Origin of the sequence: Nocardia asteroides, from assembly GCA_019930625.1 — a bacterium.
GTDB classification, from domain to species: Bacteria; Actinomycetota; Actinomycetes; order Mycobacteriales; family Mycobacteriaceae; genus Nocardia; species Nocardia sputi.
Genome location: CP082844.1, coordinates 5,322,752 through 5,347,054 on the forward strand (window position 1 = coordinate 5,322,752; position 24,303 = coordinate 5,347,054).

At 66.7% G+C, this 24,303-nt stretch carries 6 protein-coding genes; 1 reads left to right on the forward strand and 5 read right to left on the reverse strand.

Annotated features, from left to right (window positions below; all coding sequences use genetic code 11):
• The gene (locus K8O92_24510; protein ID UAK30998.1) at nt 1-18,141 is read left to right on the forward strand and encodes a helix-turn-helix domain-containing protein; all 18,141 of its coding nucleotides are present in this window, start codon (nt 1-3) and stop codon (nt 18,139-18,141) included.
• Nucleotides 18,142-18,576: 435 nt separating this feature from the next.
• Here K8O92_24510 and K8O92_24515 read toward each other — a convergent pair whose 3' ends face one another.
• The 5 genes from K8O92_24515 to K8O92_24535 form a co-directional block, all read right to left on the reverse strand.
• A complete protein-coding gene (locus tag K8O92_24515) occupies nt 18,577-20,181 on the reverse strand; it encodes a phosphatase PAP2 family protein (protein ID UAK30999.1) in 1,605 nt (534 codons plus the stop codon).
• Nucleotides 20,182-20,578: 397 nt separating this feature from the next.
• Entirely contained in the window at nt 20,579-21,340 is a 762-nt protein-coding gene (locus K8O92_24520; protein ID UAK31000.1) for a TIGR03943 family protein, read from the reverse strand.
• Nucleotides 21,337-22,251, reverse strand: coding sequence for a permease (locus tag K8O92_24525; protein ID UAK35927.1), 915 nt, complete (start codon nt 22,249-22,251; stop codon nt 21,337-21,339). The genes K8O92_24520 and K8O92_24525 overlap by 4 nt, the downstream gene beginning before the upstream one ends.
• A 279-nt stretch (nt 22,252-22,530) precedes the next feature.
• Complete coding sequence (locus K8O92_24530) at nt 22,531-23,145, reverse strand: class I SAM-dependent methyltransferase (GenBank protein UAK31001.1); 615 nt, start codon at nt 23,143-23,145, stop codon at nt 22,531-22,533.
• Between the two features lie 32 nt (nt 23,146-23,177).
• Nucleotides 23,178-24,263, reverse strand: coding sequence for an aldo/keto reductase (locus K8O92_24535; protein ID UAK31002.1), 1,086 nt, complete (start codon nt 24,261-24,263; stop codon nt 23,178-23,180).
• Nucleotides 24,264-24,303 lie beyond the last annotated feature (40 nt).

A 24,303-nucleotide genomic window follows, 5' to 3' on the forward strand; every position in this document is an offset into this window, starting at 1 on the left:
GTGGCGGTGGACGGTTCGTGGTTGCTGAACCGGGTCGTGGAGCTGCGTACCATGTTCGAGGGTTTGCCCACCCCGGTGCGGCGCTCGATCGAACTGGTGGTCTTCGGTGGAGACCTGCCGCGCGCCGACGTGTCCGGGATGCGGTGGGTGGCCGCGGAGCTGCGGGCCAAGGCCGCCGCCATGAACGGTCATGCGGACGACGCAAAAACCATACTGGCAGAGGAGGATTCGCTCGGCGCGCTGGGTGATCGAGTGCGCGAGATATTGGATCTGCACCGGGAGGGCGCGGCCAGGCTGCGGGAGGAAGCGCTGGCCTTGGCCGATCAGGCGCACGCGGCCGCCAACGATGCGGAGAAGACGTTGTGCGTGATGTTCGCGTTCGGCGTCGAGTTGGCCTGGCGCATCTTCAGGACGCTGGCGGCAGCCGCCGCGGCCGGTCCGGCCGCTCAGGTTGCGGCGGCTCCGGTTGTGGAGTCGATGCTGGTCGAGGGCCGGGGCAAGGTCGCGCTGATGCGCGCGGGCCTCGAGCAGGCCTACAAGGTGGGCGCGGCGAGCACGGCGGCCCGACTGTCGGCGTTGGGGCCGGCCCGGTTCGCGGTGACGGTCGGCACGGCCGCCGCGCTGCCCGCCGGTGTGGATCTCGGGGTCCAGCTTGTGCAAGTCGCCTCCGGAGACCGGAATTCGACTGTCAAGGGCCCGAACGGGGAGAACCCGAGGGGTATCGACCTGAAGTCCGTCGCCGCCGCAGGAGTATCGGGTGCCGGCGGTGCGTTGGGCGGCATTGCCGCGGGCATGGTCGCCCCGAAGGTGTTTCCCCGTCTGGAGACCAGCCGCTGGGCGCTTGGGCTGGTGCAGGGCGTCGCGGGTGCGGTCTCCGGTCTCGGTGCGGCGGCATTGATCACGGGCTGGCCGGAACACTACGAAGACGTTTTAGCGTCGCTGCTCAGCGGCGGATTCGCCGGAGTCGTGGATGTCCACAGAGGGGGCCACTCGGATCTCGGTTCCCCCGTGGGAAAAGTGGTCGATGGCAGCGTGGCCCACGTGCCTCCGGATCCTTCGACGGTGAGTCTGAGCAAGGATGCCGTGATGCGGCTGACGGGGGCTCCTCAGGGGACGAAATCGCTGGTGCCCGCTCCACCAGCTCCGGTTGACAACACCGGCGGCATCACCCCGCAGCCCGCGAACCCGGCCTCACCCGGCCCCGCTACGGGCGCCGGAGCATCGCAGGCCGAAGAGAACTCGGTTTCGTCGAGGCCGCCGGGAGCGACGGGCGATGGACAGCACGAGCCCGACGAGGCGGGAGACCGCTTGCGGCACCTCGCCGATTCGGGATCAGGTGAGCGGGCTCCGGCTTCGGATGCCCACGCGAATGGTCAGGCGGGGACGGCCGGGCAACCAGGAGACTCCAACTCGCCCGCACGGCAGGGTGACCGGGCAGCCGCAGACCGGGTCGGCGATCGTGCGCGCGGTGTAGACCCTCCTGCGGGTGCCGATGAACCCTCCGGTCGCGGTTTGCAGACCGGTGGGGATGCGCAGGGCGGTAGTGGCCCTGTGCAGACCGGTGACCGTGCGCGCGGCGAAGACGGTGCGCATGGCGGTGATATGCACAACGACGGCGGTGCGCAGGCTGGTAGCGCCGGGATATCGCAGACCAGGGACGGCGGGCAGGCCGATAGTGGCGGCGGTGCGCAGGCCGGCAATGGGCAGGCCGGTGGGGGCGCGCACGGTGCTAGTGGTGGCAATGGGCAGCCCGGTGGCGGCGCACACGGTGCTGGCGCTGGTGCTGGTGCGCAGGCTGGGCGTGGCTTGGCTTCCGGTGCGGTCCTGTCGAGCGCGGGGGGCGACCACTCCGATTCGGGGCCGCGGCAATCGGGAGATCACGGCGAGGGCGACGCGCATGTGACCGGTCGTGGCCGGAATGTCTGGGCTCCGGCCGGCGACGGTGCGGCTGGGCACGAGCCGGCGGTTTCGCGGCCGGGGCCGAAATCGGCGAAGGTCGATCCTCCGGTGGAGGTGGGCGATGCCGGTTCCCACGGTGCGGGCGATGAGGGCCCGGCGCGGGTCACGGCGCCGAAGCAGACGGACATACCGCCGGCGCACGAGCCGCCGGTGGAACACTCCGCGGATGCGGCGCCCGCCGACGATCGCCCATCCGTGCACGACGCACCCGACCGCCCGGTGGGGGAGCTGGCGCAGGAGTTGGTGGGGTTGCCTTCGGCAGATCCGGCGACGAAGCGGGACCTCACCGCCGAGCAGCAGGCTCAGTTCAAGGCGGCGGCGAAGAAAGCGCTGGCGGTCTATCGGTTGCGGCAGGAGGAGCTGGCCGGTGAGTCGTGGGAGCAGCGCAGGCACGCGATGGAGCACGGCGATCGGGCGGAATCGCTGCTGCGGTACATCGACGCGGTGCGCGAGGGAACCGGGAAGACGCCGCGGTGGAATCAGATCAAGGCGTTCCTGCTCGGCGAGCACGGGTTCATGCGTCAGATGGGCACGGGGCAGGGCAAGTCCATGGTCGGTGCGCTGGATACGTTGCGGCAGTTGTCGCGTGGAGAGCCGGTGGAGGCCGCGAGCGGTAAGTCGGTGCGGGTGCATCATGTGATCACCACGACCGAGGTGCTGGCCAACGAGGGGGTGCGGGAATTCGCGCCGATGCTGCGCGGTCTCGGGTATGAGGTGGCGCGCTGGGATCCGCACGACCCGCCGGGCGAGACGCAACGCCCGACTGTCTACTACATGACCTACGACGAGCGTGCGACCGCCGAGCTGTTCGACCGGCCGCCCCCGGGGAAAACCGCGACCATCGATGAGGCGGACGCGGTGCTGGTGCACAACCAGACGGTGCACTACCAGTCCGAGGGGCAGCGGGAGATCGCCTCGGAGGTGGAGGCCGCCGGGGTGCACCGGGTGCGTGACTTCTTGAAAGCCGTCTTGCGCAGCCGAATCACCGCGGCGAAGGACCTGTCGATGCATCTGGAAGAGGCACTCCACGATGGGCCGCTGACAGCGGAGGAGGCCGGGGCCGTACGGGCGCTGTCGGCGGTGGAGGTCGGAGCGGCACGGACGCTGACGGCGCGATTGCTGCGCGAACAACCCGAGCAGTGCCTGGACACGGTGAGCCGGTTGTGGGAAAGCTACGCCGGACGGAAATTCACCGCCGAGGAAACCGAGATGGCCCGTGCCTTCCTGGACGTCAAGGCGGGCCGGTTGAAACTGAATCGGGATTTCCAGATCTTCGGAGAGGATTCCGAGAAGAAGGTACAGATTCTCGACGAGTACGGGAAGCCGCGAAGCGATCCGAAGATCGGCACCGAGAGCCGGTGGTTCGGAGGCCGCCACAAAATGGTGGAAGCGATGTTCGGTGCCCCGGTGTATTCCGATGGGACGGGATCGAAACAGGTGACCGTGGAGGACGTCCTCGGCAGGTACGAACATCTGCATCTGATGTCGGGCACGCTGGAGCGGACCGCGGCGGAGATCAAGGAGAACTTCCCTGTCGAGGGTGGTTTGGCGAAGGTGGAAGACTTCGGCCGGTCGAAACTGGCGGGGGAGCAGGATCGGATATTCCTCACCGAGCCGGAGAAATTGCGGGATGCGGTGGGCCGGGTGCGGCAGTTGCAGGCAGCGGGGCGGCCGGTGCTGGTGATCTGCCCGTTCAACGATCTGGCTCGGAAATTCTCGCTGATGCTGACCAAGGCGGGCGTGGAGCACAATTCGATCGATGCCCGGTGGTTCGCCGAGCACCGCGACAACAACGCCGCCGAGGAACACCTGCTGTCGGTCAAGGACACCGCGGGTGTCCGGGGCGCGGTGACTGTCGGCACGGGGATGCTCGGCCGGGGTTTCGACGTGTCGATCAGCGACGAGGTCAATGAGCTGGGCGGGGTACACGCGCACATGCTGGGGCGTTCGCCGACCAATCCGGACGAGGACCATCAGTGGTCGGCGCGCGCGGGCCGCAACGGCCGCAACGGCAGCTTCTGTTTCAACGTCGCCGCGTCCGACCGCCTCTACAGCGAGGCGCAACAGCAGGGTGCGCGGGTCGCGGTCACCCACTACCGGGCCGCGGTGGCCAAGCACGCCGAGGCCACCGCCGAATACACCGAAACCGTCCGTCGGGTAGGTGACCCGGATGCGGCGCAACCGCAGAAGTCCGTGCAGGCGGCGCGGACGAAGGTCGCGGCCACCGCGGCTGATGTCGCCGCGGCCGAGCGGGAGATGCGCAGCCTGACCACCCCCTTGCAGAACGATGCGGCCGACCGCACGTATCTGCAGCGTGCGATGCGCCGCGCCAACCAAGCCCACGCGCCCCCGGCCGCAGAAGATCTCGCTGCCACCTCGCCCCAGTCCACCGTCGCTGCGGACCTCCTCCACACCGGGCCGGGCACTGCCCATGCTGCGGCGGGCGTTGACCCGACCGGGGCAGACTCTGGCCGGACCAGGTCGGACACCGGCCACGCCGGGGCGGACAAGGACCGCGTCGTGATGGAGGCGGTGCACGCCGGGCCTGACGCCGTCCAACCGCACCTGCGGGGGGACCGGTTCGCGCGGCTGGCCGGGTGGCTGGGGATTCCCGCATCGGTCCAGGCGGCCGCGGCCATGTTCGACACCGACGATGACGACGACCCGCTGAGCCGACTGCTGGAACGAGCAGGCGTCTCATCCGCCGCTGTGGAAGCGCTGAACCAGCACCTCGACCACGCCGCGCCCGCGGTGGTGATGCGGGCGGACACCCTCAGCGACGAGCAGGCACTGAATCATCTGATGCCGCAGCGCAATCGGCTGGCCGCCGAACTCGGCTGGGAACCCGCTCAGGTCGCAGGCGCGGAGGGCGTGCGCCAAGTCGGCGCCGCCGTCGACACCGCCCGCAAAGAGCTGGCGGACCTGCTGGACGTTCCCGCCACCGAGGTGAACGCCGCCACCGCCCGCGACGGTCTCGCCGACGCGGTCGCCCGTCTGCTCGCCCCCACCGAAACCGCCGACGACCCGGCCACCGAACTCCTCGTGCTCGCCGCCTCCACCTACCTGGCCGTCACCGCCCTGCTCGACCTCGCCGTCGCCATCCACCAGCGCAGCCCGAAGAGCTGCGTCAACAACGGCGTGACGATGATGCGGGTGCTGTACCCCGACAGCGAGCACGCCTACCATCTGCCGGACGACATGCCACTGCGGGGCCACGACGCCGAAGACACCGAGCGGGCCTTCGGCGGCGCCTTCCGGGCATTCGGGTCGCTGGACGCGGCCGCCGAATCGCTGAAAGATCGTCCCGGGGGTAGCCAGGCGCTGGTCTATAGGTGGATGAACAAGGGGGAAGTCGAAAGCCACCTGGTGCTGCTGGTCAACGACAGTGACCGAGCAGATGCCCCGAACCTGGTCGTCTTGGACATCGCGGCCGCCCCCGGAGAGACTCCGATCACTCCGGCAGATCTGGCAGGTCGGCCCGCGCTGCTGAACAAGGCAGTCCCGTTCCAGCAATGGCGGCGTGAGCAGCAAGCGTTCATCGACCGACTGAAGGAGGCCGATCGCGCCGTTTTCGCCATCGAGTTCGACAACAAGGGCCAACCCCTCGCCCGCCTTTCCGCAACACAGCGCTCTGCTGTCGCCTCCCGGGACCCAGGACTTCCTCCGCCATCGCTCTGGTCGAGCCGTGCCCCACCGCTGCGGCGGAAGATGTTCGCGCTCGCCGGCGATCGCCCGCCCGGCGACGGCCCGTCACCGGACAGCTCCGTCCCGGCCGATACGACTGAACCGGACACGCAGTCGTCGAACGTCGACTCCGGTTCGGCGATGCCGCACGACGATCCGGAAAGTCGCGGCACGGATGCGGGCTCCATGCAAGGCCGCGTCGGCAGCAGGCCCCCAGCGGGACGCGACCGCGAGTCGACATGGTCGGCCGGTGCTGCGCCGCTGGATTTCCGGACCACGCGGGCGGAGGTTCATGCCAGGACCGGGGCCGAGGTCGGAGACGGTCTGGCGACGCTCGAGACGTTCGTGGCGATGCGCGATGGCGCTCCGGTCCATCCCGGGGGCGGTGCGGACGCGGGGGATCTCACCGATGCGCAGATGGCGGGGCCTGCTCTCGTTCCCGAGCAGCTTCTGCTCACCCAAGAGCATGCGGACGCACTGTCGGATGCCCTGACCGAACGCGATCAGGCAGTCGACCGGATCACCGATCAGGTGTGCGAATTGGAGCACGTGCTCGCGGCATTGGTCGGTGAATCCGGAACGGTAGACATGGTGTCTCTGACCGGTGTCCGCGATGAACTGAATACATTCTTGGACCAGCAGTTGGCCGCATACGCCGAAACTCCAGAGGGACGCCGTGACCAGATGATCGCGACCCTGCGTCAGGTTACCGCGAAGCCGCGTCTGGACGATCGAGATATTCGAGTACTGAACGAGATAATGCCGGCCAAGCACGGTGGACTCGCCGCGTTGCTTCCCGGGGCGAGAAATCGTTATGCCCAGGCGTTACACACCGCGGCTCGGGTTCGGCTCGCGGAACTGGATTCGCATCGGGTGGACGCCTTCCGAGTCGATGACGCGATGCGGCGTTTGCAGCGCGGAATTCGAGGTCAGCTCGACCACGCGGCAGAGGTGCTCTTTGAGCGCGGGTCGCGTCGGACGGTCCAGGGTTTGCTCGACGACATCGATTCGATGCGGTCCGAAATATCGGCGGCGCGTCGGAATATCAGCGCTGGATGGCACGATATCCCGGGCGACGGGCTGGCGCCGCTGCTATCGGAGATCGCCCGGGGTCTGCGTACCAGAGACGATGTAGTCGAAGCAGTAGCCGCCATTGCCGCGCCCCGGCACATCGCCGTGATCGTTGATGACGCACTGAGGATGGTCGAACAGTCCGCGGTCGGCATATTCGCCGAATCCTCGATGCGGGGTCTCGTGTTCCGCGATCAGGAGGCTCGGCGCGTCAGGGCCTTGGAGGACACCGTAGCCCGCGTGCGCACCACAGTGGGCATTCCCCAGACTGCCCCCGATCTGTACACCCGAGTAGTGGATAAGTCGGCGGAGCACCGATCGGATCTCAGCACCTTCGTGGATCCGGCCGACACACTGTACCTGCACTTCACCCCGAACATTCGGGCAATCGCCACAGCGGGCATGATCCGGTCCGGCGCACACGACGAGATCATCAACACCACGGCCGGCCATTCCCTCGGGGTGCATTTCATCAAGCCGGGGAACTGGCAGGGGACGGAAAACTTCAACATGTACGTCGGATACGCCGGACTCCGCCGCACACTCGCAACCGGAAACGGCACTGTACTGCCTGACCCGCTCGGCGCGATCGTCGTCATGCCACTCGGCGCGATCACGAAGACAACGCCGATACGCAACGAGGCCAAGACGACCGCACCGGACGAGGCTCATCTGGCCAGCGACGCCACATTCCGTCCTTTGGACGGGAATCCCAGTTACGCCTACCCTCTCGACGACGCCTACATCATTCCTTGCTACAGCAATCTGCAGGTCCCTCAGGAGCAGCGTCTGATCATCGACCCCGACACTGGGGAACGAAACGTGCGACCGATTGCCGAGCCGATCCGCGACGCCTTTCGCCGCGCCGGGTACGAGGAGGCTTGGATCGACCGGCACGTCATCGAGCTACCAGAACGCATCGCAGCGGACCCTGACACTCGCGTCCTCCACGGGGAGTACGACCGTACAAAAAGGTTGATCCGGCAGGCCCAGGACGAGATCAAACGGCGGATGGCCGAGGACGGGACGTACACGGATCGACTCGTCGTTCCATTGACCACCGAGCACGGGCGGCAATTCGAGACCCTCGATCTGCACGGCACAACGCGGCAGGGTTACCACTCGACATCCGCTCTTGCCATCGAACGGCTGATTGTCACTGACCGGCGCCCGCTGGTCGGTGACGCGGAGAAACCGCGGAGCGAACGTACCCGGTGGACTCGGAGCGACCAGCCGGATAGAGCACCCGACCAGCAGGAACAGCGCACCCGACCGCACGGACTCGACGGTCCCATCGGCAGCCGGCCGTCGTCCGACGTCACCGCGAGCGAGCAGAACCGGCCCACGCCGTGGAGCACAGCGAGGACGGAGCCGGATCAACCGCCGATTCCACCGGCGTCGCCCGGCGATTCCGTGCCGGGTGAGGACACTACCGGACCGGGCGAATTCATCGGGAGCAGACCGCCCAGCCCGGGTGAGGCCGCAGGCAGGCCGACGCCGTGGGCGCGGCACACGGACAGTAGTGATGCACACGATGGCTTCGGCGAGGGAGAAACGGCTGAGATCGTCGCGGCCGACGCGGTGGAAACACTTGCGGTACCCGCGCCGACCAGTGTCGTGGAGTTCTTGCTCGGGTACGTCACCCGGAGAGACACGTTCTACTGGTGTCAGCTGAATCCGGACAGCCTCTTCGCCGGCTGGGGCTGGTCGAGTGACGAACAGCTTCCCGATGACGTGCCGCGCAGCTGCGTCGACATGGTGGTTGCCGCCGCCGTCGCCGCTGGTGCACTCAGCCGCGAGCAGGTCCCGGTGATCTACAACTTGGACGCCCCTGAAGACTCCTCCCGGCGCTGGGTGGACGAACTGCCCGCCCTCCTCGTTTCGTCCGGACGGCAAGTCCTCTCCGACGGTGACACGGGGCCACGCCCCCAGCGTGGTGACGTGGTGATGTGGTTCGGCGCGAGTGAGCCGGGCGGTCAGGAGCGCTTGATGCATGTCGCGGTGGCAGACGGCAAAGCCGATGGCAGGGCTGACTCCGCCTCCGTGCTTTCGTTCGGCGCCGATTGCTCCTGGCTGCTGTCACAGCCGCGCCGCGGCGAGACCCGATTGAGCGGGGTCGAACTCACGACAATCGCGGACCTCAGCAACACCATGCTGAAGAACTGGTCCCACACGGTACGTGTGGAGTTCGGACCCGGCCCGTGGACGCAGCCATCGGCAGCGCCGCTGCCGTCTGGTCCGGACGAGGGTCGGCAGGCGCCGGTGCACCGGGGCGCGGGCGCGGTCCCGGAGGCGTTGATCGAGCAATCCGACGGGTCGGCTCCAGCGGCGTGGCCGACCCCGAACGGCACCGAGCCGTTCCGGCGGTGGTCGAAGGATGCTCGCCTTGCTCGCGGACTGACTCAGGCCCAATTGGCCGCTCGCATGGGCGTGCCGAATTCGGCGACATATATCGGTTCGCTGGAGCGTGGGGTGACGATCACGCGGGATATGGCGGTGCGTCTGCTGGAAGGTCTGGGCGCTCCCGCCGAAGTGGCGGAGTCAGTACTGCGCGAGTACTTCCCGGATGAACACGGCGAGTTTCCTGATCCCCGGTCCGACCGGTTCCGCCATCCCAAGGACTGGATCATCGCCGCTCGCACGAGTAAGGGACTGTCACGCACGGAGTTGGCCGCGCGCGCAAGTGTGGGCCTGACCGGTTTGAGCCAGAAAGAACGCGCGGAGAGCCCCCGGGGCGAGTTCGGCATGAACCCGGATTACGCGCTGCGCCTGCTCGCCGGACTGGACGCACCGGGCGATATCGCCACGGCGTTCATGAGTCGCTTCTATCCCGACTGGGAAGCCGCAGCGCGGGCCGACGGGCCACGAAGCGGCGGGCCTGACGGATTCATCGGCAGCCGGCCCTTGGACGACACGTCGGGGCGGGCCGGAGCCCCCGCCGATCTCATCGGCCCGGTCGACGAGCGCGCTGGGCTGCCCACCTACACCCCGCCCGATGCCGCGATGCGCATGCGGGCCGATCGGGTATTGCGTGAGCATTGGGGTGCCGGGACGAGCCCCGACGATCTGGTGTACCGATGGCGGCGATCCACCGCGAAACGCGCGGCGGCCGCCGCTGAAGAATGTGCCGAGCACGCGGCCCGGAACGCGCGTCTGACTCGTAACCTCGGCGTGGAGGAACTGCGAGCGCTGGCGCGGGTGTGGCCGGAATTCGTCGGCAAGGCAGGCGGATTCCCCAGCGGTGTGCGCGACGAGGCCAATCGCTGGGCTTTCGCGAAAGCGCGGTCCACACTTGAGCGCGCGGCGACGACCCGGCTGACCGGTCGCGAGCGGGAGCTGCGGGAATATCTGCTGAACGTCGAGGATTTGTTGATCCGTGCGGGTCAGCGGGCCGCGACGATCGAGACGCCAGGAGTCCCGGCGCCGACCGTGCTGCTCGAGCGGTTCGATACCGATGATTCGGGTGCCGGCTCGATCGTGATCTCGTTCGGCAGTGGAGAGCCCGTCGCGGAGGCCTGGCACGTAGACGGCACCGACCGTGATCTGCGCCGCCTCGATCAGCGAATGCAGTTGGCGTGCAACCATTATGAGGTCTCGGTGCGGGAGAACCCGGAGCGCCCGGTCAGGGTTGTGGTGTGGTCCGGGACCGACGGTCACCGCCTGGCCGGCGATATGGCGGCGCTGTCCGCTGACGTGGCCACGGGCTCAGCGCCGCATCCGGCGGACCGCCCGGAACGCCAGTTGGTTGTACACGGCAACGGCGGTCGACCCGCGAAGAAAGCTCTGGCGCACGACTGGGCCGCCCGTACTTTCGGCACGGTGGTGGTCTGCGGCGAGTCGAATCTGAAGACGATGGGTGACGCGCTGACGGGCATCGCATCGTCCACCGACGTGTACTACGGGATCGAATCCCGCGCGAGCACCCTAGAGAAAGGGAAGGCTCTGCCAGGCGTGCGGTTCGCGTGCCGGTTCCCCACCGGCGATGCGGGACGTACGAACGTCGTGCTCAAGGACATGCGTGACAGAGCGCAGAGATACGAGAAGGAGCCGTTCGAGGAGGGTAAGCCGATCGATGACGAATTCCTTTTGTATGTCGACGATCGCACCAAGGCGCCGACGGAGTCGCTGGACAATATGGGCCGCATCCTGGCCGGTCGCGCGGACCGGGTCGCGCGCCATGATCCCGTGCAGAATGGACGGCTCCGCTTCGCGGAATGTATCGAACGCGCCGTCGATGTGCAGAGCGAGTCCGTCTATGCCGACATCCTGCCGCGCGATCCGCACAGCGGCGTGCCCACACTGAGGGAGACCGGCAGCGACGCCGCTCTCGCCCAGAGCGCGATACAGAAGCGTGGCGGCCCGGGTGCGGGGCCCGAAGTCCTGCTGCATCGGGGTCTGCCGGACGACTTCACGAGGGCCGGCCGACTCGCGGTCGACAACAAACGGTGGTGGAACTCGCTGCATCGTGACGAGCAGCGCGCGATCGTGGCGATCCACCCCCAGGTCGTGGGCAAGGCCCCGGGACTTCCGTTCGAGGTGGCGGACTACGCGAACGACTACCGGCGATATGCCACCGCCTCCGCTATCCGTGCGAAAGGCAGGAAGAACGCGAGTCGAGTCGAGCGCCAGGTCTTCAGGAACCTGTACGCGGTCGAAGAGGCACTCGCCCGTTCGGTCACTGTGCACCGCGACGTCCCTCCGCCGGTCGTGACCACGGTGGCGTTGGACCCGGAGGCGTTCGGAGGCAACGGATCCGGCACGTTCGTCATCGGCAACTGCCGGCTCGAGGAAGCCGAACATGTGGTCTGGTACGTGGACGGTGTCGACACACGGCTACAGTCGGCGCCGACCCGCCTGGCAAGTGCGCGAAATCTCTACGAGGAATTGGTGCGGGCGGATCGTTCCACCAAAGTCGCCGTGGTGTGCTGGATCGGTTACGAAGCGCCCGCCAACAACAAGGAAGCGTGGGCCTCCAGGCCCGAACTGGCAGAGGCCGGTGGCAGGCTGTTCGCACGCGACGTGCTGGCTTTGCGTGCGGTGATCAGCGCGAGAATGTCCAAGCTCGGTTACAGCTACGGGACCCCGGTCGTTGCGGAGGGCGGTGTCGGAGGCCGGTTGGACGGTGTATTCCAATACGGCGTGGTCGTGGGCTCGCCCGGGCGTGGGCTACGGTTCGACAGCGCTACGGACGCCAGCTGTCGCAATACTTGGGTGCTGGCCCAGTCCGACGACCCGGTCACCGGTTTCGGCGGGGATGCGCCCGATGCGCGTGGCCGCTTGCTCGGTGACGGGCCATTGGGGCTGGGGACCGATCCGGCCACCGACACCAATGCGACGCGAGTGCGTGCCGAACGCGGGTTCCCCTATTCGCTGGCTCCTTTCGACGGGCACGGCGAGTACCTGCAGTATTCGTTGGTCGGTGCCGCACAACCCACGGAGTCGTTGCGGCACGTAGCGTGGTGCCTCGCCGGACGAGGTGATGAGGTGCCCACGGAGCAGCACCGACCTACTGTGCACAATCCGACGGCGATGCATCGCGTCCTGGCGAGGGTGGTCGACGCGGCCCGTGATCGCCGTGCGCCGCAATTGGACGCGGCACTCCCAGCACCGGGCGGTCATCCATCCCGCAGCGACCTGCGGCGACCTGCGGGAGTCGCGGCCGATGGGGGCGGTGGGCTGCGGCCGGGTCCGGTCGAGGCAGCCGGTGCGGCAGCGGCTTCGTCCGACGTGCGGGTTGGGCCGAAGCTCGCGGTGCAACTCGGCAAAGGCGGGCTCGCGGACGCCGGGCGCGCGTGTACTGACGCCCTGGGTATCGGGGTGAACGCGATCGTCGTGGAGGTGGGCCGGGCTGCCGCGGATATGGCTGCCCTCGACGTTTTGTGCCGGTCGGCGGCCTTCGAGGATGCGGCGCTGTCGGTGGAGGTACCCGCAGGACCCGCCTGGTCCGAGTCGGAGGTCAGGGCGAAGGTGGCGGAGATCGCGGCCACGTTGAAGCGGCACGGCATACGAGGCGAGCTGCACGCGTTCGACAGGAGGGTATTGACGGCAGCCGCTGAGCTGGCGCCGGACTGGCAGCGTGTGGCGATGGTCAACATGCTGACGGTGGCAGGCAAGGGGATCCGTGTCGCCACCGGTTGGATGGCTCGCGCCCTGCGGCCGGGCGCCGAGAAGATCGACGCCATCCTCGAAGATGCGCACCGTGCGGGGGCTACCGGTGTCGCGATCCCGTACCCACTGCTGTCCGAGGATTTCGTGCGGCAGACCACCGCGGCGGGAATGCGCCTCGCGGTCTGGGGCGTAACCGGTTCCGTCCGGATGCGCGAAACGCTCAGGATGGACGTTGGCGAGATATGGACGAGAACGACGAAAGCTCTCGCACTCCTGCGCGCGGAGGTCGCCGAAAGCGGATTACCGATACCCGCGGCGTCCGAATCTTCGACGCCGCCCGCCCGCTCGACACCCACCGCGCAAAACAGGCCGAACGATCATATCGGCAGCCGTCCGACGGGTTTCACGCCCGAACCAGGTGACCGGCAGCAGCCCGGCGAGGATCTCACCACGCGCGATGAACCCACCAGGCCCGATCCGGTCCACGCGACGCGAGAAGAACTCGCCGAGTGGGCAACTCAGCTGTCCGATCACGGCCTGCGAACCTTCCTTACCCGCGCCCAGACCGAGGCTTCGGCGCATATCGCGGACGTGCATCGCGGACAATCGCCCGCGCTGGAAGCAGCCATCGCCACGGCACGAGTGCAGACCGTATTGGTGATCGAACAGTTGCGTCGAAGCGCCGCCGGTGGTTCCGGATCGCTGCTCGCCGCGGCCGACGCGGCGACCAATGTATTCGAGGTAATCGGAGCGCTCCACCTGGCCGACACGCGGTCGGCGTCCTATACCCACGATCTCGATGTACTGACCCGATTCCCGGAGCGATTGCGCGCAGTCGCCGAACTCGGGGCGGCGCGCTTCGTCGACGGCTCCGACTGGGCACGGCTTGCCGACGAGTGCCTCCTCGCGGGACGCGACAACGGCTGGGACGAAGAGCTGATCCAGTCGCTGCGTGCGCTGCCTGCGCAGGCAACCGAATTCGCTGCGGCGCTCACCGGCTCGGACCGGATCTTCGGCGACGCCGGCGGCCGATATATTCCGAACGCCTACCGGGCGGCGATGTACTATCTGAACCGCAGCCACGACACCGACGAGGCGATCAACCGGCTTCGCGAGCTGGACCACGCCGTCGCGGCGGCGGTGGTTCGCCTGGGGTCGACTCGGCCAGCCACCGAGGCAGGGCTGTCGCTGTTTCAACTGCGCCTGGATATCCACGCGGCAATCGCGTCCGCCGACGGCGCGATCGCTCCCGCTATGCGATCCAGCGCCATGCGTGGCCTCGACCACAATCCGCTGCTACCGCAGACGATCGAGCGAATCGTGCTCGACCTCGGTGCCCTCGCCCGGCACGGCTCCGAAACACCGAGATCTATCCGACCGACCTACACCGCCTACCCCATCGCGTCCGAGTATTTGGTCGGGGCCTCGGACGAAGACATTTTCCCCGTTATCGAAGCTCTGGCTTTCGCTATGCACGGAGGGGATTTCATCAAATCGACCGGTCCCTCGTCAGAGCTACTGCGGACCGGATCGGATGGTGTTTCCTTCGTGATGGATCAGTGGGGCCGCTTCCTGGCCGCGATCGACCACAATTCCCTGCTTCACCTGATGTCGGCTATGGGGGACGAGCTGGCCGGCTGGGGCACATTGTTCACCGACCAGAACGGACGGCTGGACGATCCGGTGCGTCCCTATCGGGTGGACGAAATCTTCGATCCCATGGGTACCGCCCAACTGCGTGATGCGCTGACACGTGGCGGGCTCCGTCTCGATGACACCAACTTCGACAACGCGAGCCAGGGCAAACTGTGGCGCCACGATTCGACACCGGTGTCGGCGCTGTTCACCATGGAGCCGCTCGGCTTCCTGGGAAGCATCGAGTCGATGTTCGCTGTCTATGACGACGGTTTCTGGATAAAGCCTGTTCGCGGCGGAACGACACGCAGCGCCGACGAGGTGCGAGTACCGCTGATCCTCGGCCCTCTTCGCCACGAACCCGGCAATATCGAGGTTGCCGTATACCGGCAGGGCGACCAAACGATCGTCCGATATCGTGACCCCGACCCAGGCCCCGAACCCGATCGAGTCGCCCCCGTATTCGCCGAGTTCCATCAGCGCATGAACCGATGGGTGGCCGAATCCGGCGGTGTCGAATGGCACTCCGACACCGCCCAGGTAGTTCGCACCTTCGAACAACACCTCGGGCGATCGGTTTCCGGGCAAGACGGTCCCGATGGCTACATCGGCAGCCGTCCATCGGATTCCGCAGCCGACTCCAATGATCCGATGCGGCGTTCGTCGGTGGTGTTCGGACCGGATGCACCTACGTCGCAAATTCGTGCTTCTCTCACGGGGCCGCTGAGTTCCCTTGGATTGGACGCCGCCTCGGTCGAGCCCGCCGCTGGACTGCTCGATATCGCTGCGTGCCTGGTGAACTACGGTATAGCGGCGGCGGGTGGCGACAGCGTGAAGTTGCTTTTGTCGAGCAGGGGCAGCGACAAAGGTCTCGCGGTCTTCGGAGCGCTGTCGGGATCTACGGTGGTGCGTGCCCGTAGGGCTCTGGAGTCGGAGCTGCTGGGTAAGGGGTTCGGCACGTTCGAGTGGCGGGGTCGGGCAGGTGAAACGGATTCTTGGTTGGTTCATCTGTGGGGAGATCGAAAAAGCATCGTTCACGTAGACCCCGCGCAGTTGGCGGGGCTGGCAGAAGATTTCGGTGCGGATCAAGTGGGTTCGGCGGTATCCGCAGCGGTCGGGCGCGCATCACGACGGTGGGGTGGTCTGAAGCACACCGGCTCGCTGGCGGTCGAGCTGAACGATGGGCGGCTGCGGGTGCGAATGCTGGGGATCCGTCTCGTTGACGGCCTCGCTTACGAGCCTCCCACGTTGTTCGACGAAACCATCACCCGGCCCGGCGCGGACCGGCCCGGTGGGTTCATCGGCAGTCGGCCATCCGACTCCGCCGATGCGGCGGGGCTTTCCGCTGATTTGGCGCGCAACCGCGCGGACGCCGCAGCGCAGTTACGCGCGGCTGCGCAGCGATTCGGCGAGGAGCCACCCGTACGCGGTGCGGAGGCCGCGGCCATCGAGGCATGGCAGCACGCCCGGAAAGCGTCGGCCGCGACGATTGCCACGCTGACCGGGTCGAACCCCGGTCTGGTGATGACACAGCTGAGCGAAGTGCTCAACCTGCTGCACAGGCGGTTGACCGCGCTCACCCAGCCGGAATGGGACCGACTGCTCAGCAGTGGCGGGCAGCAGCTGTCGACGGCGCTCGGTCCGTGGATCGGTCGCAGCCTCCGGCTGGAAGATGATCTCCAACGTGCCACGACACTGGCACTCGAAGGAACACCGGACAACGCGCTCAACAACTCGAATGCCGAACGGCGCACACAGCGCACACGAGATCTCGACGACATGCTCGGTCGCTCTGCCACCAGCTCCGGCGTGGCGGCGAATGCGGGTATGGACCTACCGCAGGCACTCGAACGCCTCGCCGCCTCGATGGAGGAAACCCCGACTGGTCGCCTCCTGAACGCGCTGCTCGATCATGTGCGGTTCGCCCGGCTGATCCAGCTGACCACCACGTGGATGGAACTCGACGGATACATCACCACGAACGTCGGCCGATTCGAGACACCGGAACAGTCGGGCGGTTCGTCTCCAGAGGAAGGCGATCGCACATCTGGGCTCATAGGGAACCGGCCGCAGGATCAGCCAGGTGATGCCGGACCGAATAACGCGGAGAAGTCGACGCCGTGGTCACGCTCGAGTAATCGGCCCGGAGCGTCCGACCAGTCTGATTCCCCCCATCGCCCCGAGCCGTCGGGTATCACTTCATGGTCCCGACCGACCGACAGCGCATCTCCGGAACAGGCGACGTCGATCGAGTTTTCGCAACAGTTCTTTCCGAAGTCGGCAGCGGGATCCGGCACCGATGAGCCGAGCTCCGCGCGCCCTCCTGATTTCATAGGCAATCGACCTCCTGACGACGAAACCGCAAGCCTCGGAACCGAAATCGACAAGGTCGCGCAGTCACCCAGTGTGAAGCGAATGCAGGCGATGCAGGGACGTCCGGGAGTCACGATCGAGTTGCTGACCTTCGACGACAAGAAGGAGACACAGGTCCTCAGGGAGATCTACGACGATGCTGACCAGGCAATGGCGGAGTGGACCAAAGCGAAGATCGGCCGGGCCATGGGCGCGCCGATCTCCGACGTGTTGCTGGATCGACAGGATTCATACCATGTCCTCTACCGGGATTACGTGCTCGAGGGGGCACGCAACAACCCTCGGGCAGTCGACCTGCTGGGCCTCTTCGCGGCGATCACCGGCAAGCCGAGCCCCTTCGCCGCCGCTTTCGTCCGCGACGTCGGTGGCCGCAGAGTGTGGCAGGACCATCACCTTGGTCGGCAAGACATCGTCGAGATCGGACGGCTGGTGAAGTCTGTCGGGGATTCGCTGGCACAGATACCATTTCCCCCGTCGATCTCGAGGACAGTGCTCGATACGCAGATGGCGGCTATGTCCGCGTTGCGCGAGGTGGCGCAGCACGCCGAGCATCCACTGCGGATGGCCGGGCTCGACGAGGAGGCGCAGGCCAAGACCAGACTGGTCGCGAATTTCGAGCTCGATCACCCCTATATCGAGCTGTCCGGGCTCGTCAGTCCCCACATCCCGGCGGATACGGTCGGGGAAATCCTGGACAAATTGGATGACCTGCTCGGCAAGTATCGGTACGCTCCCGGTTTCCGCAAGCTCATGACCAAAATCCGCGTACTCAAAATCGATTTCGTGGTAGGAGCGCGCGCCATCGCCATCCGCGAGTATGTGGAGAATGACCCTGCCCTCTTCCAAACCATACTTACATTCAGTTTGCCGCATGCGGCCGATCGGATGCTGACTCTCGCTGACAGCGACTTCCGTCGCCTGAACGGCATGCATCCGAGCAGTGCTCAGATATACGCAGACGATGTCTGCCACGAATTCGCCCACGCCATCGATCAGGCCACCAACTATGAACTCAGCAAAAAGCTCGCCGCAGTATTGATCGCCGCCCACGGAAAGCTGGAGTTGTACGGCTTGACCGAGAGTTACGTGGAATGGCGCAGTCGCTTGCCCTCGTTCGCCTTCGAAGATTCGACCAAGACCGAACTCAATTACCCCGAGGCCATTGCCGTCGGATTCGCCGACGCGGAAATCAACGGTGCCATTGTCGGCACACCGCAATGGGTCATCCACCATTACGTTACGACACTTCAACGGCCGGAAATCAAGCGGGTACACTTCGCCATGTATCAGCAGGGCCTTCCCGATGGCTAGATCGGCAGTCGACCGCCCGAGCCCGCCGACGCGGATGGGCTTTCCGCTGATTCGGTGCGCAACCGAGCGGACGCCGGTTCGCCGATGTCGCAGCAGGATCGGTTCCGCCGCTGGTTCGAGATGCGAGGGCAGGAAGCCGAGGTGGTCACTCAGAGTGTCGCTCGATACACACAGATGACGCCTGCGGACGGTCGGCTTCGCACCAGCAAAGACGGGACCAGATGGCCAGATCAGTAGCCTTACCGGCGTCCACGCCCAACACAGTCGGTCAGGGTTCGACAAGCAGGTCTCGTGATGTCGCTGAGACCGCCAGCAGAACCGATGTCGATGATGTGTTTCGGCCGGAGGAATTCGATGTAGCCGATATCATCCGGGCGGCGTTGGCGGATGTGTCGGAGCCCGATGTTGCGGCAGATCTGATCCATGTGTGTTATTTCAGGACGTTTCGGTGTCGTCGGCGGCTGATCTCTTGCGGATCGGTGTCGACGACGCGCGGGAAATCCTTGCCGTGGCCGTTGACGCGTTGCGGAACGGAAAGTTTCGTGCGGTGCTGCCCGGAGCCGCCGACTGACCAGAGGTCTCGACAGGTTCGACGACCCACCAGGCGATCGCTGTCCATATCGATGCCAGTAGCACCGCGCCGATGATGTCGGTGGGGTAGTGCGCACCGGCGTAGATTCGCTGCACGCCCACCAGCGCGGGGATCGCGATGATGGTGACGGACAGGAGTCGATGCCCTCGTCGGCGGGTGGTGGCCCAGAGGAGTGCGGCGGTGGCTGAGTAAAGCGTCAGCGAGGCGGCGACGTGCCCGGAGGGGAAGCTGGCGGTGGGTGGCAGGTCGGGGTTGAGGTGTGGGACCTGGGGGCGGTCGCGGTCGACGATCGTGGCGGTGGTGAGAAACAGCGTGATCTCACCCGACAGCGCGATACCGAGGAACAACGCCGGGCGCCAGCTGCGGAGGACGCCCACCGCCAGCGCGGCGACGATCAGGGCGACCGTGATGACCGCGGTGGTATTACCGAGTTCGCCGAACACGCCGAGGATGGAGGTGAGCGTAGGGTTACGGTGCTCGGCAAGCGTCGCGACGATGCTGTGATCCCACCGCGGGACCGGGTTTTCGGCTTCCGGGGCGCGCACCAGCATGCCCATTCCGACGAGCCCTCCGACGAGCAGCACCCACGCGACCGCGAGTTCGCCGATTCCTCGCCATGGGTGGGGAAGGGTGGGCGCATGCCGCAGCGGGACCGGCCGCAAGTCGTCTTCCTCGGCCGGCGGTACGTCACCCGGCAGCGGGCCCGCGTCGCCGATTCGGGCGTCGCCACGCCATCGGTGGAACGCGACGGTGGCCAACACGAGCCACAGCGACCCGAGCAGCCAGCCCGCGAGGACGTCGGTGAGGTAGTGCACGCCCAGCGCTATCCGGCTGACGCCGACGGCCGCCACCATGAGGACCGCGAACACGGCCACCGCACGGCGTGGGCCCGCCGGCAGGATCGGTGCGAAAACCAGCAGGACAACGCCGTAGCACACCAGTGAACTCATCGCGTGTCCGCTGGGGAAGCTCCACCCGTCTGTGCTGTAGAGGGGAGTCTCCACCACCGGACGCAGCCGGGCGACAAGCTCTTTGACGATCGGGTTGAGGATCAACCCACCTGCGCCTGTCACCACCACGTAGACAGCAAGGCGGGGGAGACGACGAATGAGCAGCCAGAGCCCGCAGACGGCGAGCACAAGGACCAGCGTGCCGGTCCCGCCGAGATCGGTGATGCCGGTGAGGATGTTCCGCAGAATCCTGTGCTCCGCGACCACGGAGACCAGGCTGTCGGTGACCGCCTGATCCGCTGTCTGCATCGGTTCCCACCGCGCCCGGACCAGCGCAGTCAGCACGCCGAACCCGATACCGACGGCCACAGTGCCCAGCAATGCCGCGCCACTGCGGACAGCGAATCGTTCGGCGGCCGCGGCCTCACTTCGATGGGCCGGGCCGCCAGGGCAGTCGGCGCCCGTCACGGCATCCCCATCGCGGCGGTCTACAGACAACGCAACACCTCCTGCGATCGTGCGAGACTCCGCCGTGCAGCGAAGACCCGCGACAGGTCACCGGAGAACCTCCGGGTCTGGATCGTTCGTTATCCACGGTTTCCCGAAACGAGCGGCCGCAATCAATCCGGAAGGTCACGGTCGCCAGCCCCGCGATGTTCGGTGACGAGTTCGGCCCTCGTGGGTGACTGAAAGCAGCGTCCGCCGCGTATCGCTGAGCAACCGATTCACATGCCGAGCGTCGGCAGCGCCACTGTTCTTCCTTGCTGACACCTGAAGCCGCAGCGGAGTTCGACGTCGCTCGCACCGGATCACCTGTGTCGCAGTAGAAGCCGATTTGGTCGTTGCGGGCGTACAAGACGAGTCCGCCGACTCCCGCGCCACAGTGACCGCGGATCTAGCGACTGCGTTCGTATGTGTGATCCGGAGCTGGAATCCGCTGATAGTCGGTGACGCGGAAGGTTGGTGTGTGATCGGGATCATGCTGGGCGCTGTCCGGTTCGACTGAGCCGCGGACCTCGAGCCACGTGTCGTCCTCGATTACTTCCGGCATCCCCGTAAGGTGCACGACTACATAGCGGGCATCGGCGACGCAGCAGGTGATGACCACTCGCGCGAGATCTGTGTCGGTGGTGTCGGAAGGCCGTTGCCCGAGATCGACCGGCCGCATCGCGAATCCGCTGATGGTCACCTCTCGGCCGTCCAGGGAGCGGTTCGAGTCGAACAGCGCCCGATCCACCAGATCGACAACCCGCAACGTCGGTGCGGAATCCGTCGGCAGGGGCGGAAACGGCCATCGCTCCGGTTGCGCCGAGGGCGAATCGCCTGCCACGACCTGTACCCGAGGGCTCGTCACGGCGGCGTCGGCGCCCAGCGCGGGCGGGGCGATCAGCAGCAGTGCGGCGGCCGGAAGCAGCAGGAGCCAATGGGCCCGGCCGGTGCCGTGCCCATGGTCGTGCTCGTCGCTCGAGGTGGCCGCGCCGCGCCGGATGTCGCGCACGATCGCGATCAGCCCGAGCAGAATGAAACCCGCGCCGCTGATCAGCAGGAACGGATAGAGGCCGGGTTTCACGTAGCGCAGGTAGGAGCCATCGAGCGCGATCCACAAGACCGCGCCGCCGATCAGCAGCAACAGCAGATTCTGGGTCTCCCGTCTCACCGGGCACCTCCGAGAAAGACATATCCGGCGAGGGTGCCGCACACCACGGCCACCACGAACGTCACCGGCGCGAATCGCATCGCGAACGCTCGTCCGAACGTACCCGCCTGCATGGCGAACAGTTTCACATCGACTGCGGGCCCGACCACCAGGAACACCAGCCGCGGCAGCAACGGCAGCGTCGACATGCTCGCAGCGACGAACGCGTCGGCCTCCGAGCACAGCGCCAGCACGATCGCCAAGACGGCCAGAACAACGATGGCTATCACCATCTGGCCGGCCAGATGTTCAAACCAGGAGGACGGGACCAGCACATGGAGCGCGGCGGCCGCCCCCGCGCCGAGTACGAGAAAAGCGCTGGCCTGTAATAGATCGTGGCGCGCGGCCTCGGTGAAGACCTCCCAGCGGGTGCGGCCCGCCACGCAGTGACCATGCCCGGCCCTCGGCAACAGCCACGCCGGACGGCCGAACATCGACCAGATGAAGCCCATCGCGACCGCGGTGGCCAGCGAACCGGTGAACCGCGCCGCGACCATACCCGGCTCGCCGGGAAAAGCCACCGCGGTGGAGATCAGCACGACCGGGTTGGTCGCGGGCGCGGACAGCATGAAAGCCAGCGCTACCGAGCCCGGCGCGCCCTGATCGGTCAACCGTCGCGCCACCGGCACGACACCGCACTCACATCCAGGCAACGCCATGCCCGCCAGCCCGGCTACGCCGATCGCCGCGGACTCGTTGCGCGGCAGCACCTTTCGCAGCACGGCAGGGGAGACGAACGCCGCGATGCAACCACTGACCAGTACGCCGAGTACCAGAAAGGGCACCGCCTGCACGAAGACGCCGGAGAATATCGTCACCGCGGTCTGCAACCGTGCCGACGCATCGACCGCGCGCACCAGCGGCGCCTGCATGACCAGCCCGAGGGCGATCAGCGCGACCAGTGCGTACGTCGAGGGCACTTTCGTCCGAATCGAGGTCGGAGTGTTCTGCGCGAGCACGCTCACATCCTGTCAGCACGAGCCGCCGAACCCGTCGACCGACCCTGATCGATGAGGAACGGCTTCGTTCCCGTGACCGTCATCCGAACAGGATCGCGGTCGTCGCTTCCAATAGAACCCGCGTGTGGGGCGGCGGAGGAGGTCCGCAGGGGCGGGGCGTACGCGTCCATGGTGCGCGCCCGCCCGTGCCGATCAGGCCGGCCGCGTGGCGGTGGCTATTTGGAACACGCTGTCTACCCGTCGGATTTTCGGCTCACGCAGGCCGGCTTCTTCGAGCATGGCGACGAGTTCGGCGTCGGAGTGGAAGCGGGCGCGCTTGGCGACCGGCGGTGGCATGAGCGACCGTGGGGGATCGGGCGCGACGGTGTGCAGGACCAGGCGACCGTTCGGTGCGAGGACTCGGTGCAGTTCGGACAGCATGGCGGGCGCCTCGACGAAGAACAGGATGTTCATCGCGGTCGCGCTGCTGAAGCGTCCGTCCGGCAGGGGCAATGCTTCCGCCGCGGCCTCGATGACCTTGAGCCTGCCCTCTCGGACGGCGGTTTCGTTTCTCGACCTGGTGAGCGCCACCATATCGGCGCTGTGATCCACGGCTGTTACGCGGCAACCGGTTTCCAGCGCACTGGCGGCGAAAGTGCCGCCTCCGCAGCCCACCTCGAGGAGGTGGTCGTTGTCGGTGAGGTGAAGCTCTGCCAGCGTGTCGCGGAAGATCGGGTGGTGGGATTTCATGTCCCGCCACATCAACCGTGCCAGCGGTCCGCGAGGTCTGCGCAGCAGTCGGTCGGTGAACAGATCGAAAAGAGCCAAGGCGAATTCCTGTCGTGATCGTCCGAAGGTGGTCAGCTGTGGGAGCTCAGCTGAATCCGCATGTCTCCGTGCACGCTGCGGTGAGCCAATGGGCGAGCGAGTACGGTGTGCGGATATCCCGGCGTGATGGCGGACGCACTGCTGAGGCGCTCGAGATGGTGGCCGTCGAAGGCGAGGTCCAAGGCGTCGAGGTTGTCCTCGAGCTGCGCGCGTGTTCGGGCACCGAGAACGGGTGCGGTAAGGCCGGGTTGGCGCAGCAGCCAGGCGAGGGCCACCTGCGCCGGCGACCGGCCGAGTTGCCGGGCCACCTGGCGTACGGTCTCGGCGATGGTCAGCGACCGTTCGGTGAGACCGTCGTTGGCGACGATCAGGTCTTTGCGGGTGGTTCCCACCACCGGACGCCGCGCATCCGACGGGAGATCCGCATCGGTGTACTTACCGGCGAGCACGCCTCCCGCCAGTGGCGACCAGGCAACCACGCCGAGGCCCATTTCGCGGGCCATCGGCAGCATGTCGTGTTCGGCCGTGCGTTCGGTCAGGTTGTACTCCAGTTGAACCGCGATGAGCGGCGTCCATCCCCGCAAGTCGGCCATCGTCTGCATGCGTGCGATCTGCCAGACGGGGGTGTTCGAAATGCCCAGGTACAGCACTTTGCCCGCGCGCACCAGATCGTCCATCGCGCGCAGGATCTCTTCGGGCGGCGTGAGGCCGTCCCACATGTGCAGGTACAGCAGGTCGAGATAGTCGGTGCCCAGGCGGCGTAGGCTCGCCTCGACCGAGGCGACCATGTTCTTGCGATGGTTGCCGCCGGAATTCGGATCGGTGAGCCGTCGCAGCAGGGTGTACTTGGTGGACAGGACCAGAGCCTCGCGGTCGGCCGCGGCGAACTCGCCGAGCCATTTCTCGGCGTTGCCGTTGGTGTAATTGCCTGCCGTGTCGAGGAAGTTGCCGCCGCGTGTGACGTAGGCGTCGAAGATGCGCCGAGCCTCGTTCTTGTCGGCGCCCCATCCCCAGTCGGTTCCGAAGGTCATGGTGCCCAAGGCCATCGGTGATACACGCAGGCCCGACCGTCCAAGCAGCCGGTAGCAGTCCAGGGCATTGTTGAAAAACGTTGTCATTATCGTCTAGTGTAGGCCCACTGAGTTTGCCGAGCAAGGG

Coding starts and splice junctions, on each gene's coding strand:
- K8O92_24525 (UAK35927.1), bottom strand. CDS start 22,251: ATGCAGGCGCCGCTGGTGCGCGCGGTCGATGCGTCGGCACGGTTGCAG.
- K8O92_24535 (UAK31002.1), bottom strand. CDS start 24,263: ATGACAACGTTTTTCAACAATGCCCTGGACTGCTACCGGCTGCTTGGA.